The 13,681-nt window shown below is 66.8% G+C and carries 13 protein-coding genes; 4 read left to right on the top strand and 9 right to left on the bottom strand.

Annotation, left to right across the window (positions count from 1 at the left end; all coding sequences use genetic code 11):
- Positions 1-17: 17 nt before the first annotated feature.
- The 4 genes from kdgD to ACLNGM_RS22125 all read right to left on the bottom strand — a co-directional run bounded on the left by kdgD (position 18) and on the right by ACLNGM_RS22125 (position 5,022).
- Positions 18-920, bottom strand: coding sequence for a 5-dehydro-4-deoxyglucarate dehydratase (kdgD, locus tag ACLNGM_RS22140; protein ID WP_416356612.1), 903 nt, complete (start codon positions 918-920; stop codon positions 18-20).
- A 56-nt stretch (positions 921-976) separates the two neighbouring features.
- A complete protein-coding gene (locus tag ACLNGM_RS22135) occupies positions 977-1,735 on the bottom strand; it encodes a FadR/GntR family transcriptional regulator (RefSeq protein ID WP_416356611.1) in 759 nt (252 codons plus the stop codon).
- A 274-nt stretch (positions 1,736-2,009) separates the two neighbouring features.
- Positions 2,010-3,881, bottom strand: a complete 1,872-nt coding sequence (locus ACLNGM_RS22130; protein WP_416356610.1) for a TRAP transporter large permease subunit — start codon at positions 3,879-3,881, stop codon at positions 2,010-2,012.
- 88 nt (positions 3,882-3,969) lie between these two features.
- Complete coding sequence (locus ACLNGM_RS22125; RefSeq protein ID WP_416356609.1) at positions 3,970-5,022, bottom strand: LacI family DNA-binding transcriptional regulator; 1,053 nt, start codon at positions 5,020-5,022, stop codon at positions 3,970-3,972.
- Positions 5,023-5,126: 104 nt separating this feature from the next.
- Between ACLNGM_RS22125 and ACLNGM_RS22120 the strand changes: the two genes are divergently transcribed.
- The 4 genes from ACLNGM_RS22120 to ACLNGM_RS22105 all read left to right on the top strand — a co-directional run bounded on the left by ACLNGM_RS22120 (position 5,127) and on the right by ACLNGM_RS22105 (position 9,327).
- Positions 5,127-6,143, top strand: a complete 1,017-nt coding sequence (locus ACLNGM_RS22120; protein ID WP_416356608.1) for a TRAP transporter substrate-binding protein — start codon at positions 5,127-5,129, stop codon at positions 6,141-6,143.
- An 87-nt stretch (positions 6,144-6,230) separates the two neighbouring features.
- On the top strand, positions 6,231-6,770 hold the full coding sequence (locus tag ACLNGM_RS22115) for a VOC family protein (RefSeq protein ID WP_416356607.1): 540 nt from the start codon (positions 6,231-6,233) through the stop codon (positions 6,768-6,770).
- Positions 6,771-6,775: 5 nt separating this feature from the next.
- The gene (locus ACLNGM_RS22110) at positions 6,776-8,041 is read left to right on the top strand and encodes a ribulose-bisphosphate carboxylase large subunit family protein (RefSeq protein ID WP_416356606.1); all 1,266 of its coding nucleotides are present in this window, start codon (positions 6,776-6,778) and stop codon (positions 8,039-8,041) included.
- A complete protein-coding gene (locus ACLNGM_RS22105; protein ID WP_416356605.1) occupies positions 8,041-9,327 on the top strand; it encodes a four-carbon acid sugar kinase family protein in 1,287 nt (428 codons plus the stop codon). Before ACLNGM_RS22110 ends, ACLNGM_RS22105 begins: the two co-directional genes overlap by 1 nt.
- A gap of 139 nt (positions 9,328-9,466) precedes the next feature.
- On the opposite strand, the gene ACLNGM_RS22100 is transcribed toward ACLNGM_RS22105, so the two are convergent.
- The 5 genes from ACLNGM_RS22100 to ACLNGM_RS22080 are packed head-to-tail and all read right to left on the bottom strand — an operon-like array spanning position 9,467 to position 13,608.
- The gene (locus ACLNGM_RS22100; protein WP_416356604.1) at positions 9,467-10,267 is read right to left on the bottom strand and encodes a DUF1684 domain-containing protein; all 801 of its coding nucleotides are present in this window, start codon (positions 10,265-10,267) and stop codon (positions 9,467-9,469) included.
- A complete protein-coding gene (locus ACLNGM_RS22095; RefSeq protein ID WP_416356603.1) occupies positions 10,264-11,025 on the bottom strand; it encodes an ABC transporter ATP-binding protein in 762 nt (253 codons plus the stop codon). Before ACLNGM_RS22095 ends, ACLNGM_RS22100 begins: the two co-directional genes overlap by 4 nt.
- On the bottom strand, positions 11,022-11,831 hold the full coding sequence (locus ACLNGM_RS22090) for an ATP-binding cassette domain-containing protein (protein ID WP_416356602.1): 810 nt from the start codon (positions 11,829-11,831) through the stop codon (positions 11,022-11,024). The genes ACLNGM_RS22095 and ACLNGM_RS22090 overlap by 4 nt, the downstream gene beginning before the upstream one ends.
- Complete coding sequence (locus tag ACLNGM_RS22085) at positions 11,828-12,670, bottom strand: ABC transporter permease (protein ID WP_416356601.1); 843 nt, start codon at positions 12,668-12,670, stop codon at positions 11,828-11,830. Before ACLNGM_RS22085 ends, ACLNGM_RS22090 begins: the two co-directional genes overlap by 4 nt.
- On the bottom strand, positions 12,667-13,608 hold the full coding sequence (locus ACLNGM_RS22080; protein ID WP_416358521.1) for an ABC transporter permease: 942 nt from the start codon (positions 13,606-13,608) through the stop codon (positions 12,667-12,669). Before ACLNGM_RS22080 ends, ACLNGM_RS22085 begins: the two co-directional genes overlap by 4 nt.
- Positions 13,609-13,681: the final 73 nt, after the last annotated feature.

Below are 13,681 nucleotides of genomic sequence, written 5' to 3'. Positions count from 1 at the left end.
CGCGCGGCCGCTCAGGTTCAGGCATTCCGCTCGATCAGGGCGGCCAGCATGCCGCGCTCCTCGTCGGTGAGGTCGGTCAGCGGCGGGCGCACCGGGCCGGGCGCCTGGCCGACGATGGCGGCGCCCGCCTTGATGATCGAGACGGCATAGCCTGTCTGGCGGTCGCGGATGGCGGCGAAGGGGTAGAAGAAGTCCTTCAGGGTCGCTTCCATCGTGGCGCGGTCGTTCGCGCGCATCGCCTTGAAGAAGCGCACGGCGAGCGCCGGCACGAAATTGAAGACGGCCGAAGAATAGGTCGTCACGCCCGCCGCGTTGAAGGCTTCGGCGAAGAGCTCGTGCGTCGGCATGCCGCCGATGTAGCAGAGACGGTCACCGAGCTTGGCGGAGATCTCGCGCACCAGCGAGATCTGGCCCGTGCCGTCCTTGAAGCCGATGAGGTTCGGGCAGGCGTCGGCAAGGCGCGCCAGCGTGTCGGCGTTCACGACGGAGTTGGAACGGTTGTAGACGACGACGCCGAGGTCCGTCGCCTGGCACACCGCCTTGATATGCCGGAAGAGTCCTTCCTGCGGCGCGCCGATGAGGTAGTGCGGAAGGAGAAGAAGGCCGTCCGCGCCCGCCGCCGCGGCCCGCCGGGCGACGTCCTTGGCCAGTTCAGTGCCGTAGCCGCAGCCCGTGACGATCGGCACCGGCCCGGCGGCGTCCTTCGCCGCGCGCGTGACGCTGCCGACCTCCTCGGGCGACAGCGAGAAGAACTCGCCTGTTCCTCCGGCGGCGAACAGCACGCTGGCCTCGAAGCCCGAAAGCCATTCGACGTGGCGCCGATAGGTGTCGAGGCTGAGTGCCCCGTCGGCGTCGAAGTGGGTGACGGGGAAGGACAGGAGGCCGGAGGAAAGGGCGACCTTGAGGTCATCGGGAGACATTGCAGCTCACATCATACGACTCGATGGGGTAGTCGTATGATGACGAAGCGTCGAGGTCAATCGATCTTTTCGGAAGGACGGGCCCGGGTCAGCGCGCGGTAGCGCTTGATACCGCCTTGGAGATGATGACGCATCGCTTCCCTTGCACCCTCGGGATCGCGTCCCGAGATCGCATCACCGACCGCCTCGTGTTCCTTCAGGATGATGCGATCGCGATTGGGAAGGGGGTCAAAGCCGCCCATCACCGTCCGAAATTTGACGCGTGGGATGATCCGCTTGCCGATGTGCTCCAGAAAGGTCTGGAAGCGCGTGTTGTTCGTCGCCTTGGCGATCGCCATGTGGAACGCGAAGTCGGCCTCGTCGGTCGGCTCGCCACGTTCCACCCGTTCCCTGAACTCGTCGACGAGCGACAAAATCTCGGCCTCTTGCGCGGGCGACGCGCGCATGGCGGCTAGGCCGGCTGCCTCGACCTCGACCCCGATCCGGAGTTCCAGTTCCTCGATGATGTCCGAGATCTTGTCGGTCGCCTGTCGGAAGAGCTCCAACTCCGCGCTCGGCCGCTTTGGGCCGATTACGAAGACGCCAACGCCGTGCCGTGAGTCGACTAAGCCGTCGGCCCGAAGCGCCGCGATCGCTTCCCGGATCACCGTCCGGCTGTAGCCGAAGCGGGACACGAGCACCGGCTCAGTGGGCAGTTGATCACCCGGTGCATAATCGCCATCCTCGATCTGCTGACGCAAGACCTCGGTGACGATCTCCCGCAGGGGGCGGGACTGAGTTGCGACACGTGCTCGAGCCAAATGCGCTTCCGCCATGACGCGGCGGCCTCCATGAGCGAGCTACCACGGAGGCCCGCACGTCATCATATGACTGGCATTGGTTCGTGTCTATCGCCGTGCGAAGATTGTGGGAGCGTTGGGAAACAACGTAGTCGGCTGCCTTTGGACGCTGCGGGCCATTAAAGCTGCGCGGCGATTGAATCATTGTTCCACGTCTGCAGCCTCGCCGATCGACGTTCTGGCCGGGGCTACAGCGGAGCGACGGCTTTCCGTCGGACAAATCCGAAAGTCGGCTGTCAGCTTGCGGCTCTCAAAGGTATCCAATCGAGAACGCAGGCACTACGGCGATAAGGAGTAGGCCAACGAAGAGCGCCGCGATGTAGGGCCAGATCGCTCCCATCGCCTCGTCCGGGGAAACGCTGCCGATCTTGCAGGCGATGTAGAAGCCGACGCCGATGGGCGGTGCCATGAGGCCGATGTTCATGGCGGTCACTACCACCATCGAGTAGTGGATGTCGTGGATGCCGAGGTTCTTGGCGATCGGAAACATGATGGGCGCCATCAACACGAGCGCGGGCAGTCCCTCCAGCACGCAGCCCAGCAGCATGAAGACCCCGGTCGTCACGAGCATGTAGGTGACCCATCCGCCCGGCAGGTCGGTAACGAGCGCTGCCATGTGGAAGGCGAAGCCCGTCTGCGTCAAGGTCCAAGCCATGGCCGAGGCGGTACCGAGGATCAGGAGGATCGCGCCCGACAAGGCCGCAGTCTCGACCAGCATGGCGTACATCTTCCGAGGGCGGATGCCTCCGTAGAGGACAGCCCCGATCACCAGCGCGTAGAGGACGGCGATGGTCGAGACCTCCGTCGCGGTGGCAACGCCGCTGCCCACCGCCGAGCGGATCAGGAAGGGGAGCACGAGCGCGGGCCCGGCGATCAGGGCGGCCTTGCCGATCGCCTTCATCGGCGCGCGGCGAATGCCCTCCATCGCCTCGCCCCGCGCCTTCCAGCGCGCGAGAACGGCGAGCACGGCCAGCAGCACCATCGCGATCACGAAGCCGGACGTGAACAGGCCCGCAATGGAGACGCCCGCGACCGATCCGAGCACGATCAGGACGATGGATGGCGGCACCGTGTCGGCCATGGCCGCGCCGGTGGCCAGAAGCGCGATCATCTCCTTGGGCTTGTGGCCGCGACGCTTCATCTCGGGGAAGAGGGCAGGGGCGACGGTCGCCATGTCCGAGACCTTTGAGCCGGAGATGCCCGACACGAGGAAGAGCGATCCGAGAAGGACGTAGCTCATGCCGGCCTTCACGTGGCCGAGCATCGAGGCAAGGAATTCCACGATCGCCTTGCCCATGCCGGTGGCGTCGAGAATGCAGCCGAGGAGGACGAAGATCGGCACCGAGATCAGGATCAGCGCCGACATGCCCTCGTCCATGCGGCCGATCATGACCATGGTCGGGACCGACGTTGTGAAGGTCAGAAAGGCAAGAGCGCCGAGGCCGAAGCAGAACGCGATGGGCACGCCGATCGCCAGGAAGAAGGCGACGAAGCCGACGAGAAAGACGAGGATGTTGCCGTACCCGAGCGACGAGAGGCCAGGCGACAGGAACCAGAGGGCGGCCGCTGCAAGGCCGATGGCGGCGACGCAGCCGGCGAACTGGGCCAGCGTGCCGGAGCGGAACGCATCCCGCAGGACGAGGAGGAGCATCAGGCCAATGCCGACGGGCAACCCGGCGACCCGCCAGCTCATGGGAATGTTGAGCGCGGCTGAGGTGAGGTAGGATTCCTCCACGACATACTCTACGGCCGGCTCCAGCAGCGCGACCAAAAAGGTCGCGACAAGGAGCAGGCCGAGCGTCGAAGCCAGCCCACGCAACCGCTCGGGCAACATGTTCAGGAAGATGGTCAGACGCAGGTGCTCGGCCCGGTCGATCGCGATGGCGGCGCCCAGCATCGCCAGCCACAGGAAGGCGATCGAGGCCGCCTCGTCGATCCAGACGACAGGGATGGAGAAGAAGTAGCGCGACACGACGCCCATCAGGAGAAGCCCGATGATTGCGACGAGCAGCAGGGCTGCGACCACTTCGACTGGCCTCATCAGCGGGGAGCCGGAGCGCACCTCCAGCATCTCCTCGGCTAGGGCCTCGTAGGTCGTATCGTTCGTCTGCGCCAGCGACATCGCGGCCTCCTCCCCATTCATTGGCGCGGCCTGTCAGCCGCGTGGCTAGCCGTCAGTGCCGGGGCGGTCCTCCGACGCCCCGGCACCCTCAAGGCAGGTTCTCGCGGAACACCACCTCGATGCGCATGGTCGCGGCGGCGGCCTCGACCGGGCGACCTGCTCGTAAGTCGGCGAAGATCGTCAAGCATCGGCGCACGGTGTCCTCCGCGCTCTGGGTGATCACGGCGTCCATCGTCCCGTCCACGAGGTATTCGCGCGTATCGGGCGTCAGACCGTGGCCGACGAAGACGATCTCGCGTTCGCGCCGCGCGTCTTTCAGCGCGCGTCCGACGCCGGATGCGCCGCCGCCGATGTTGTAGATGCCCGCGAGGTCCGGGTGCTGCGACAGGAGCATACGCATCTGCCGATGGTTCAGCGCCTCGTCGTCGTGCCCTTCGCGCAGCCCGACGACCTCGATGCCCGGATGCTCTTCCTGCAGAAGGTCGAGAAAGCCCATCTCGCGCTCGCCGTGGGCGCGGTAGCCGAGGCTGCCGGCGATCATCGCGACCTTGGCGGGGCGCCGTGTGATGAAGCGGGCGAGGAGATAGGCGGCCATCCGTCCGGCCGCCCGGTTGTCGAGGCCGAGGTAGGCGGTCCGGCCGGGGCTCGCAACGTCGGAGATCAGCGTGATCACCGGCACGCCAGCCGCGCCGATACGCGTCACCGCCTCGCGCACGACAGGATGCTCGATGCCCATGAAGGCGATGCCGGCAGCGGACTTGGCGTGCTTCTGGAGCGCCTTGCCTAGAAGCTCGGGGTTGAAGGAGCGGATGTGTTCGACGGTCGGGCGAAGCGACTGACGCTCGAAGTGGGGCGCCATCTCGGTTATCTGGCGGCCGAGCTGCGTCAGGTAGCGGTTGGTGCCTTCCGGCAGGAGGAAAACGATCTGTCCCTTGGGCACCACCTCCCGGGCGCGCTCGTCGCTCTCGTCGACATAGCCGAGTTCCGCCGCCGCCTGCATGACGCGGCGGGTCGTCAGCGCCTTGACGCCCGCCCGCCCGTTCAGAACCCGGTCGACGGTGGCCGTCGAGACATCGGCCAGTCGCGCAACGTCGGTGATCGTGGCTCGCCGCCGGAGGATGGCTTCGTCAGTAGCGCTCATTCCATTACATCATTTCACATCAAAAACATGATTTGACCCAATCATTCTTATGATCGATTTTGCATGGAGGGAAGCCCAAATCGAACCTGGGGAGGAAAACCGACATGACGCTCACCCGACGCACGCTTCTGCAGGGCCTGATCGCCGCGCCCGCGGCCGCCACGCTCTTCACCATTCCGCGCTACGCGCACGCCGCCGAGATCACGCTGCGCTACGGCAACAACCTCCCGCTCAGCCACCCGCTCAACATCCGCGCGAAGGAAGCCGCCGAGCGCATTGCCAAAGAGAGCGACGGCCGCGTCGAAATGCAGATCTTCCCGGCGAACCAGCTTGGCGGCGACACGGACATGCTGTCCCAGGTCCGCAACGGAGCGCTCACCTTTTTTACGCCTTCGGCGCTGGTGATCGCGACCTTGGTCCCGGTGGCTGCGATCAATGCGGTCGGCTTTGCCTTCTCCGACTACGACCAGGTCTGGGCCGCGATGGATGGTCCGGTCGGCGCCCATGTGCGCAAGGCGATCGAGGGCTCCCGCCTCCATGCGTTGGAGACCATGTGGGACAACGGGTTCCGTCAGATGACCACGAGCGGTGAGCCGATCACGTCCGCCGCCTCGCTCGCCGGCCTCAAGATCCGAGTGCCGGTCTCGCCGATCAGCATCTCTATGTTCTCGGGCCTGGGCGCCGCACCTGCCAGCCTCCAGTTCTCCGAGGTCTACACCGCGCTCCAGACCAAGGTCGTGGACGCGCAGGAGAACCCGCTGCCGATCATCCAGGTCGCCAAGCTCTACGAAGTGCAGCAGTCCTGCGCGCGCACCAACCACATCTGGGACGGCTACTGGTTCATCGCCAACGGTCGGCAGTGGTCGGGCATGCCCGACGACGTGAAGGAGATCGTCTCGCGCGCCATCAACGAGGCGGGTCTCCAGCAACGCGCCGACATCAAGGCACTGAACGCCTCCGTCGAGGCAGACCTTTCGGCCAAGGGGCTCACCTTCAACGAAGCGGACACCGAGAGCTTCCGCGCCAAGCTGCGGGAAGCCGGCTTCTACGCCGAGTGGAAGGGGAAATTCGGCGAGGAAGCTTGGGGCCACCTCGAAAGCGCCGTCGGCACGCTCGCCTGATTCGGCGAGGGCGGCCCATGCGGTCCGCCCGCTGCCCATTTCCGGCAGGCCGCGACGGCTTGCACCTCCTTTGCAGAAGGACGATCCATGAGCCGATTTTTCGGTGAAATCAGACAGGCCGGCTATGTCGTCGACGACATTGAGGCGGCGATGGACCACTGGTCGCGGGTCCTCGGCGTCGGGCCGTTCTTCTACAAGGAGCGTGTGCCCATCGAGAACTATCAGTACCGGGGGACAAGCCACACGCCGCACAACTCGGTGGCCCTGGCCAATTCCGGCCCCTTGCAGATCGAGCTCATCCAGACCCGTAACGACGCGCCTTCCATGTATCGCGACTTCAAACAGGCTGGCCATCGCGGTCTCCAGCATGTCGCCTACTGGACGCAGGATTACGACACCGATCTCGCGCGCCTGATCGCGGAAGGGTTCGAGCCCGTCATGAGCGGCGAGGTCGGCGAGCGCGGCCGCTTCGTCTACTTCGACACCGAGTTCCATCCGGGCACAGTGATCGAATTGTCCGAGGTGGCAGGCCCGAAGGGGCGCATGTTCGACATGATCCGTGCGGCGTCGGTGAGCTGGGACGGCCGGGATCCGGTGCGTCCGTTCCCCGACCTAGCGACGGTCTGAGGGCCATGAGTTCCGAGACCTTCGAGGCGACCTATCTCGTCGAAACGCCCCTGCCGCTGGAGAAAGTTGCGGAGATCATGGCGGGCGAGCAGTCATGCGGTACCTTCACCCGCGTCGAGGGCGAGACCGACGCGTTACGCGAGCGCGCCCGGGCGATCGTCGTCTCGGTCGAGGATCTTGGCGAGGCAGCCCAGCCCTCCGTGCCGAGCGCATGGCTGCGGCGACGTGGCGAGACGCGCGTCTCGCGTCGGGGCCGGGTGGTTATCCGGTTTCCCGTAGCGAATGTCGGCGCGAACCTCTCCACGTTGGCTGCAACTGTCGCCGGCAACCTCTTCGACCTCGGCGAGACGACCGGACTGCGCCTGGAAGATGTCCGGGTTCCCACCACCTACCGCCGTCGCTTTCCCATGCCGCGTCACGGTGTTGCTGGCACCCGGCGACTGACCGGCGTGCCCCGGGGGGCGATGGTCGGCTCGATCATCAAGCCCAATGTCGGCTTGTCCGCTTCCGAGACGGGCGAGCTCGTGGCGCGCCTGTGCGCCGCCGGGCTCGATTTCATCAAGGACGACGAGATCGCCGCCGATCCCGACCATGCGCCGCTCGCCGAGCGCATTCCAGCGGTGATGCGGGCGGTCAGGGCGCACGAGGACCGCACGGGCAAGTCCGTGATGGTCGCCTTCAACATCACCGACGAGACCGACGCCATGCGCCGGCATGCCGACCTGATCGCCCGCGAGGGCGGCACCTGCGCGATGGTCAGTCTCAACTGGTGCGGCTTCTCCGCGGTGGAAACGCTGCGCCGCCACACCGACCTCGTGCTGCACGGGCATCGCAACGGCTACGGCGCTTTCTCACGGCATGAGGCGTTGGGTATCGGCTTTCGCGCCTATCAGACACTGTGGCGGCTCGCCGGCGTCGACCACATGCATGTCCATGGTCTTTCAGGAAAGTTCGCGCAGGAGGATACAGAAGTAGTGGACAGCGCTCGCGCCTGCCTGACGCCCTTGGCTGAGGACGATGACCGTGTCCTGCCAGCTTTCTCCTCAGGCCAGTGGGCAGGAACCGTGAAGCCGACCTATGCGGCCGTCGGCACCAGCGACCTCCTGTTCATGGCGGGCGGAGGCATCATGGCCCACCCCGGCGGACCGGCGGAGGGAGTTGCCAGCATCCGGGCAGCTTGGGCTGCGGCAGAAAACGGAGTCGATCTCGGCGAAGCGGCACGCACCGATCGCGCTCTGGCGCAGGCGCTCGACTTTTTCGGCGCACGCTGATGGACGCGCCACGCTACGGCTGGTTCGGCGACGACTTCACGGGTGCGACGGATACGCTGGCGACGATCAGCGAAAGGGGACTCCGCGCCTTCCTGTTCCTCGGAGTTCCCGACGCTGCACGTCTAAGCGCGGCGGGGCCGCTCGATGCGGTTGGCATCGCCAGCGCCACACGGTCGATGGGATCGAGCGAACTGCGCACCGCGGTGGAGCCGGCGGGCAACTTCTTCCGCGCGCTTGGGGTCCGACTCGTCCACTACAAATGCTGCTCGACCTTCGACAGCGCGCCGGAGGTCGGGAACCTTGCGGTCGCGATCGAGACGCTGCGCCCTTTCGTCGACCATCCGACCGCGGTGATCTTGGGCGGCCAGCCCTCGCTCGGCCGCTATTGCGCTTTCTCCAACCTTTTCGCCGCCGCAGGCGACGAGACCCACCGCCTCGACCGGCATCCTACGATGAGCCGACATCCCGCGACGCCAATGGGAGAAGCCGACCTAAGACGGCATCTGGCAACGCTTGGTCTCGAATCGGTCGAGGGGATTCATTACCGATCTCTGGATGACGGAGCGCATTTCATAGATCGACTTGCCTCGTCGGAAGACGAAGCCGTCCTTTTGGATGCATTGACGCAGGAGCATGTGTCCATGGCTGGCGCAGCCTTGAGACGGATAGCCGAAAACGGTTCCGTTCTGGCTGTGGGGGCGAGTGGCGTCGCCGAAGCATTCTTTGAGGCTCGCCAAGCGCAAACAGTCGCGGCAACCAGCAATCTGGAGGTTTCGCAGGTGCTGGCCATAGCTGGTTCCCTGTCGCCGACCACCCGTGAGCAAGTCCTTACGTCACGGCTCTACCGGCGGCTCCGAATCGACCCCGTGGCCCTCATCGCCAGCAGCGCGTATCGGGACGACGTCCTCGCGGATGCGATGAAAATCCTGCGAACCGGCGACAACCTCCTCCTTCACACAATGTCGCTGGATGGTCCGACGCCAGAGGCTGCCGACACCTCGCTCGCTGTGGAAGGGGCGAGGCTCGTCGGCGCGATCCTCGACCAGTATCCGGTCCGTCGCATGATCGCTGCCGGCGGAGATACTTCCAGCCATCTCGCTCAGGCGCTCGGCATTTGGGGGATTGGTTTCGCGGGGCGCGCCGACAAGGGCGTCGCGATGTCTAGGGCACGGTCTGACCGGACCGACCGCGACGGTATGCTGCTGATCCTCAAGGGAGGTCAGATGGGGGAACCCGACCTCTTGGACCGGTTCGCCGGTTCGGTCGATGTCGAGCACCTAAGCTGAATAGCTTGGTCCGCCCCCGATCGGGTGCCACGGTTCAAAACCGACGCCTCGGCGTCAGCAGTTCCGAGCAACTGCCATGCGCATTCCTGACATTACCTGCTCAACCGCTCGTATCCATCGCGTGAGGAACCGTTAGAGGTCAGTGCGCAGGCGGCGCGTGCTCTCCGGCCTCTACGCGCATCGGCAGCATGTTCCCAGGCGGCGGCAGGGGGCACACCGCGAAGTCGGTGAAGGCGCATGGCGGGCTGACGGCGTGGTTGAAGTCGAGGACGATGGTGTCGGCCGTCACCTCCTCGCCGAACAGGAAGCGCGCGGCTGGATAGGTCTCGCCAGTCCTCGCCGTCGCGTCGCGGAAGACGAACTGCGGTCTCTCCGGCGTGCCGTGGGTTGCCAGGAGCTCGTATCGCTGTCCGTCCCGCTCGAACACGGCGCGGTGCGTCGCCTCGACCTCGGTGCGGATATTGCGGCTCGTGTCGATCTCGACCGAATGCGGCGCGTCTAGCCGCTCCCACCGGGCGACGATCCGCCAGGACGGATCATAGGGAAACGCCGTCAGATGCGGCAAGCGCTCGACTTCGAGCGGCGTCGTGTCGCGCACGCGAAGCGCGTTCTCACCGTTCAGGGTCGTGACCTCGAGAAGAAGGTGGCCGCTCGAGAAGCGTGGCGGCGCCGACTTCGAAAGAGCAAGCCGCTGCTCCTCGCCGCCGTCGGCTGGCCGGAACACGAGGCCAGTGTCGTCCTGCGTCAGCGTGCCGACGCTCGCTGGCCCGGTGGGCAGCACGATGTCGTTGCCGGGTGCGCTGCCGACGCTGACCGTGCCGTTCTCGAGTGGCCAGCGCCCGATGATGTTGAGCCATCCGTCGGGGGCGGCAAGGGCGGCGAGGCGCTGCTTCCGCCACGTTTCGAAATCGGCTTCTGGGTGCGAGGCGGTTTCGTTCATGGCTTGGATCCTTCCGGGGCGAGGCGGGGAACGCTGGCGAGGAGGCGCTGCGTGTAGGGATGGGACGGACGGGCGAGAACCTCGGCGGTCGGTCCCGTTTCCACGACGCGGCCGCGCTCCAAGATCACGACCCGCTGGCAGAGGGCGGCCACCGCCCCGAGATCGTGCGACACGAACAGGATGGCCATGCGCTGCCCGAGTTCGGCCAGAAGATCAAGGATCCGTACGCGAGTGGTGAGGTCGAGGGCACTCAGGGCCTCGTCGGCGAGAAGAAGCCTTGGCGAGCACACGATGGCCCGCGCGATGGCAATGCGCTGCCGCTGGCCGCCTGAGAACTGGTGAGGAAAGCGGGAGACGACGTCCCGGCCGAGCCCGACGGCTTCCAACGCCTCGGCTACCATGACAGCGTGGTCGCCATCGATCCGCAGCGAACGTAGAGGTTCCGCGACGATGGCACCGACGCGCTGGCGCGGGTCGAGCGAGGCATAGGGGTCCTGGAACACCGCTTGGACGCTTCGGCGGAATCGGCGCATCTGGCTCCGGTCGCCCGTCGCCAGGACATCGCCCTCGAAGCGGACGGTGCCGGTCGTCGGCGTGGCGAGACCGAGCGCCAATCGCAGGAGCGTGGTCTTGCCCGAACCGGACTCGCCGACGAGCCCGACGGCCTCGCCTTCGCCGATGGCCAGCGAGGCGCCGTGCAGCACGGTGCGCCGGCGGTCGTAGGCATAGCTCGCGTCGTCGATGGCAAGGATCGTCATGCGGGCCAGCCGAGAGCGGCATCGAAGCGGCGGGCCGCCGCGACGAGGCTTTGCGTATAGGGATGGCGGGGCGCACCGAGCACCTCGGCCGTCGGCCCGGTTTCGGTGACGATGCCGCGCTGAAGCACGACGAGACGGTCCACCGCCTGCGAGACGACGGCGAGGTCGTGCCCGATGAAGAGGAGCGCCATGCCCCGCTCGGCCACCAGCCGGTTCAGGAGCGCGAGAACTTCGCCCTGTGTCGTCACGTCGAGCGCGGTGGTCGGCTCGTCCGCGATCAGGAGATCGGGGCGGCAGGCCAACGCCATGGCGATGGCGACGCGTTGGCGCTGGCCGCCGGAAAGCTCGTGCGGGTAGGATCGTGCAATTCGCCGCGGCTCCGGCAGGGCCACTTCGGCAAGCAGGTCCTCGACCGCGCCATCCAGCGCGCGCCGGCTCAAGGAAGCGCGGTCACGCTTGGCGCGTCGTGCCAGCGGCAGGGCGACCTGACGGCCGACGCGCATCAAGGGGTCGAGCGCCGTCAACGGTTCCTGGAAGACGATCGCGACCGCCCGCCCTCGCAATCCATCGAGAACCCGTTCCGGGGCGCCCACAACCTCCTTGCCGGCGAGGCGAACGGAGCCGCCGGCACTCAGACCCCTCGGCAGGAGACCGGCGACGGCAAGGCCCGTGATCGACTTGCCCGACCCGGACTCCCCGATCAGGCCGACGCGCTCGTGCGCGGCGACGTCGAGCGACAGACCGTCGACGAGGCGGGCGCTGCCGGCCTCGATCGAAAGGTCCCGAATGGAGAGAAGCAAGCTCATCGCGTCGCCCTTCGCGGGTCGCCGCGCTCGCGAAGCCCGTCGGCCAGAAGGTTGATGCCGATGACGAGCGAGACCAGCGCGAGGCCCGGCAGCACGGCGCCGAGCGGCGCGGTGAAGACGGTGCCTTGCGCTTCCTGCAGCAGACGCCCCCAGGAGGCGTTGGGCGGCGGCGCGCCGAGGCCGAGATAGGAAAGCGAGGCCTCCGCGATGACAGCGAGGCCGAACTGGAGCGCGAAGGCGACCGAAAGCGACGGCCAGATGTTCGGCAGCACATGGGCAAAGACGATGCCGGGCCAGCTCGTACCGCAAGTCCTCGCCGCTGTGATGAGGTCGAGCACAAGCACCCGTTTGGCGAGGATCCGGGTCAACCGCGCGAAGATCGCCGAGAGGCCGAGCCCCAGCGCGAGGATCGCCGTACCGAGGCTGGGGCTCTCGCTGACGGCCACGACCAGCATGGCGATAAGGAGCGTCGGAAAGGCGATCAGGATGTCGAGCGCGGCGGCCAGCGCATCATCCAGCCAGCGCGATGCGAATGCGGCGAGGATGCCGAGCGTGACGCCGACGAGCGCCCCGACCGCGACAGCCCCCGTGCCGACGAGGAGCGCGATCCGGCTGCCGACCATCATCTGCGTGAAGAGATCGCGCCCCAGCCTGTCCGTGCCGGCGAGATGCGTGAGGCTCGGCGCCTCCAACCGGCGGCCCACGAGATCGGTGGGGTCATAGGGCGTCCAGAACAACGTCGCGATGCCGATGATGAGATGCAGCCCGACGAGCAGCAGTCCGACGGTGAGCGTCCAGGAACGCTGGGCTCTTTGCGGGGCAGCGGCGAGGTCGATCACGAGGTCGCTCTGTCGCGCAAGCGCGGGTCGAGCAGACGCTGGGTGAGATCGGCGGCGAAGCCGACGAGGAGCACCAGAAGCGTCGAAACGAAGAGAACACCCTGGACGCTCGGATAGTCGCGCTGCTGGATGGCGAGAAGCAGCATCGAGCCGAGGCCGGGCAGGCTGAACACGCGCTCCACGACGACCGCGCCGAGGAAGGTGCTGGCGAGTTCGATGCCGAGCACGGAGATGACGGGGATCGCGCCGTTGCGGACGCCATGGCGCAGCAGCGCCTCGCGCCGCCCAGCCCCCATGGCGCGAGCGGTGCGCAGGTAGTCCGCTTCGAGCACCCCTTGCGTCGCCGCGCGGACGTAGCGCAGCAGCGAGGCGCCCATCACGAGGCCGATCGTCAGCGCAGGGAGCACCATGGCCTGCAGCGCTCCGCCGAAATCGCTCCAGCCACGCCGGGGAAAGCTGCCCGACGGCAGCCAGCGCAGGTTCACCGCGAAGAGCGTCACGAGAAGGATGCCGACCCAGAAGACGGGTACCGCGACGCCGAGCTGAGAGACGACCGAGATCGCCGCGCCGGACGGGCGATCCGCTCGCAGAGCCGACAGGACACCTAACGGCACGGCTAGAAGCAGCGCGATCAGGAACCCGGCAAGGGTAAGGGGCAGCGTGACTGAGAGCCTGTCCGAAATCTCCTGCGAAACGTCGGCGCGGCTGACGAACGAGGTGCCGAAGTCGAGGCGCGAGAGATCGGCGAGATAGCGTGCGAACTGCGTGGCAAGCGGCTGGTCCGATCCGACCTCCGCACGCGCCGCCGCGACCTGATCCGGCGTCGCACCGACGCCGACCAGCGCATTGGCCGGGTCGCCCGGCAGTAGGCGCAGGAGGACGAAGAGGAGCAGCGCCGCTGCCAGAAGCGAGACGAAAAGGATTAGGGTGCGGCGTATCGCGTAGGCGAGAATGGGTCGAGCCCCCGGAATGCTGAGGACCGCCGGGCGACAAGCGCCGGCAGTCTCTTGA

The sequence above is a fragment of the Aureimonas phyllosphaerae genome, assembly GCF_047943035.1.
Taxonomy (GTDB): domain Bacteria; phylum Pseudomonadota; class Alphaproteobacteria; order Rhizobiales; family Rhizobiaceae; genus Aureimonas; species Aureimonas phyllosphaerae.
The sequence above is the reverse complement of the archived record's forward strand: the minus strand, read 5'-3'. Positions and strand labels throughout refer to the sequence as shown.

Bases quoted from the DNA above. Each gene is read 5' to 3' on its own strand.
- ACLNGM_RS22105 (WP_416356605.1), top strand. From the start codon at position 8,041: ATGGACGCGCCACGCTACGGCTGGTTCGGCGACGACTTCACGGGTGCG.
- ACLNGM_RS22130 (WP_416356610.1), bottom strand. From the start codon at position 3,881: ATGTCGCTGGCGCAGACGAACGATACGACCTACGAGGCCCTAGCCGAG.
- kdgD (WP_416356612.1), bottom strand. From the start codon at position 920: ATGTCTCCCGATGACCTCAAGGTCGCCCTTTCCTCCGGCCTCCTGTCC.
- ACLNGM_RS22110 (WP_416356606.1), top strand. From the start codon at position 6,776: ATGAGTTCCGAGACCTTCGAGGCGACCTATCTCGTCGAAACGCCCCTG.
- ACLNGM_RS22120 (WP_416356608.1), top strand. From the start codon at position 5,127: ATGACGCTCACCCGACGCACGCTTCTGCAGGGCCTGATCGCCGCGCCC.
- ACLNGM_RS22115 (WP_416356607.1), top strand. From the start codon at position 6,231: ATGAGCCGATTTTTCGGTGAAATCAGACAGGCCGGCTATGTCGTCGAC.
- ACLNGM_RS22125 (WP_416356609.1), bottom strand. From the start codon at position 5,022: ATGAGCGCTACTGACGAAGCCATCCTCCGGCGGCGAGCCACGATCACC.
- ACLNGM_RS22100 (WP_416356604.1), bottom strand. From the start codon at position 10,267: ATGAACGAAACCGCCTCGCACCCAGAAGCCGATTTCGAAACGTGGCGG.
- ACLNGM_RS22090 (WP_416356602.1), bottom strand. From the start codon at position 11,831: ATGAGCTTGCTTCTCTCCATTCGGGACCTTTCGATCGAGGCCGGCAGC.
- ACLNGM_RS22095 (WP_416356603.1), bottom strand. From the start codon at position 11,025: ATGACGATCCTTGCCATCGACGACGCGAGCTATGCCTACGACCGCCGG.
- ACLNGM_RS22135 (WP_416356611.1), bottom strand. From the start codon at position 1,735: ATGGCGGAAGCGCATTTGGCTCGAGCACGTGTCGCAACTCAGTCCCGC.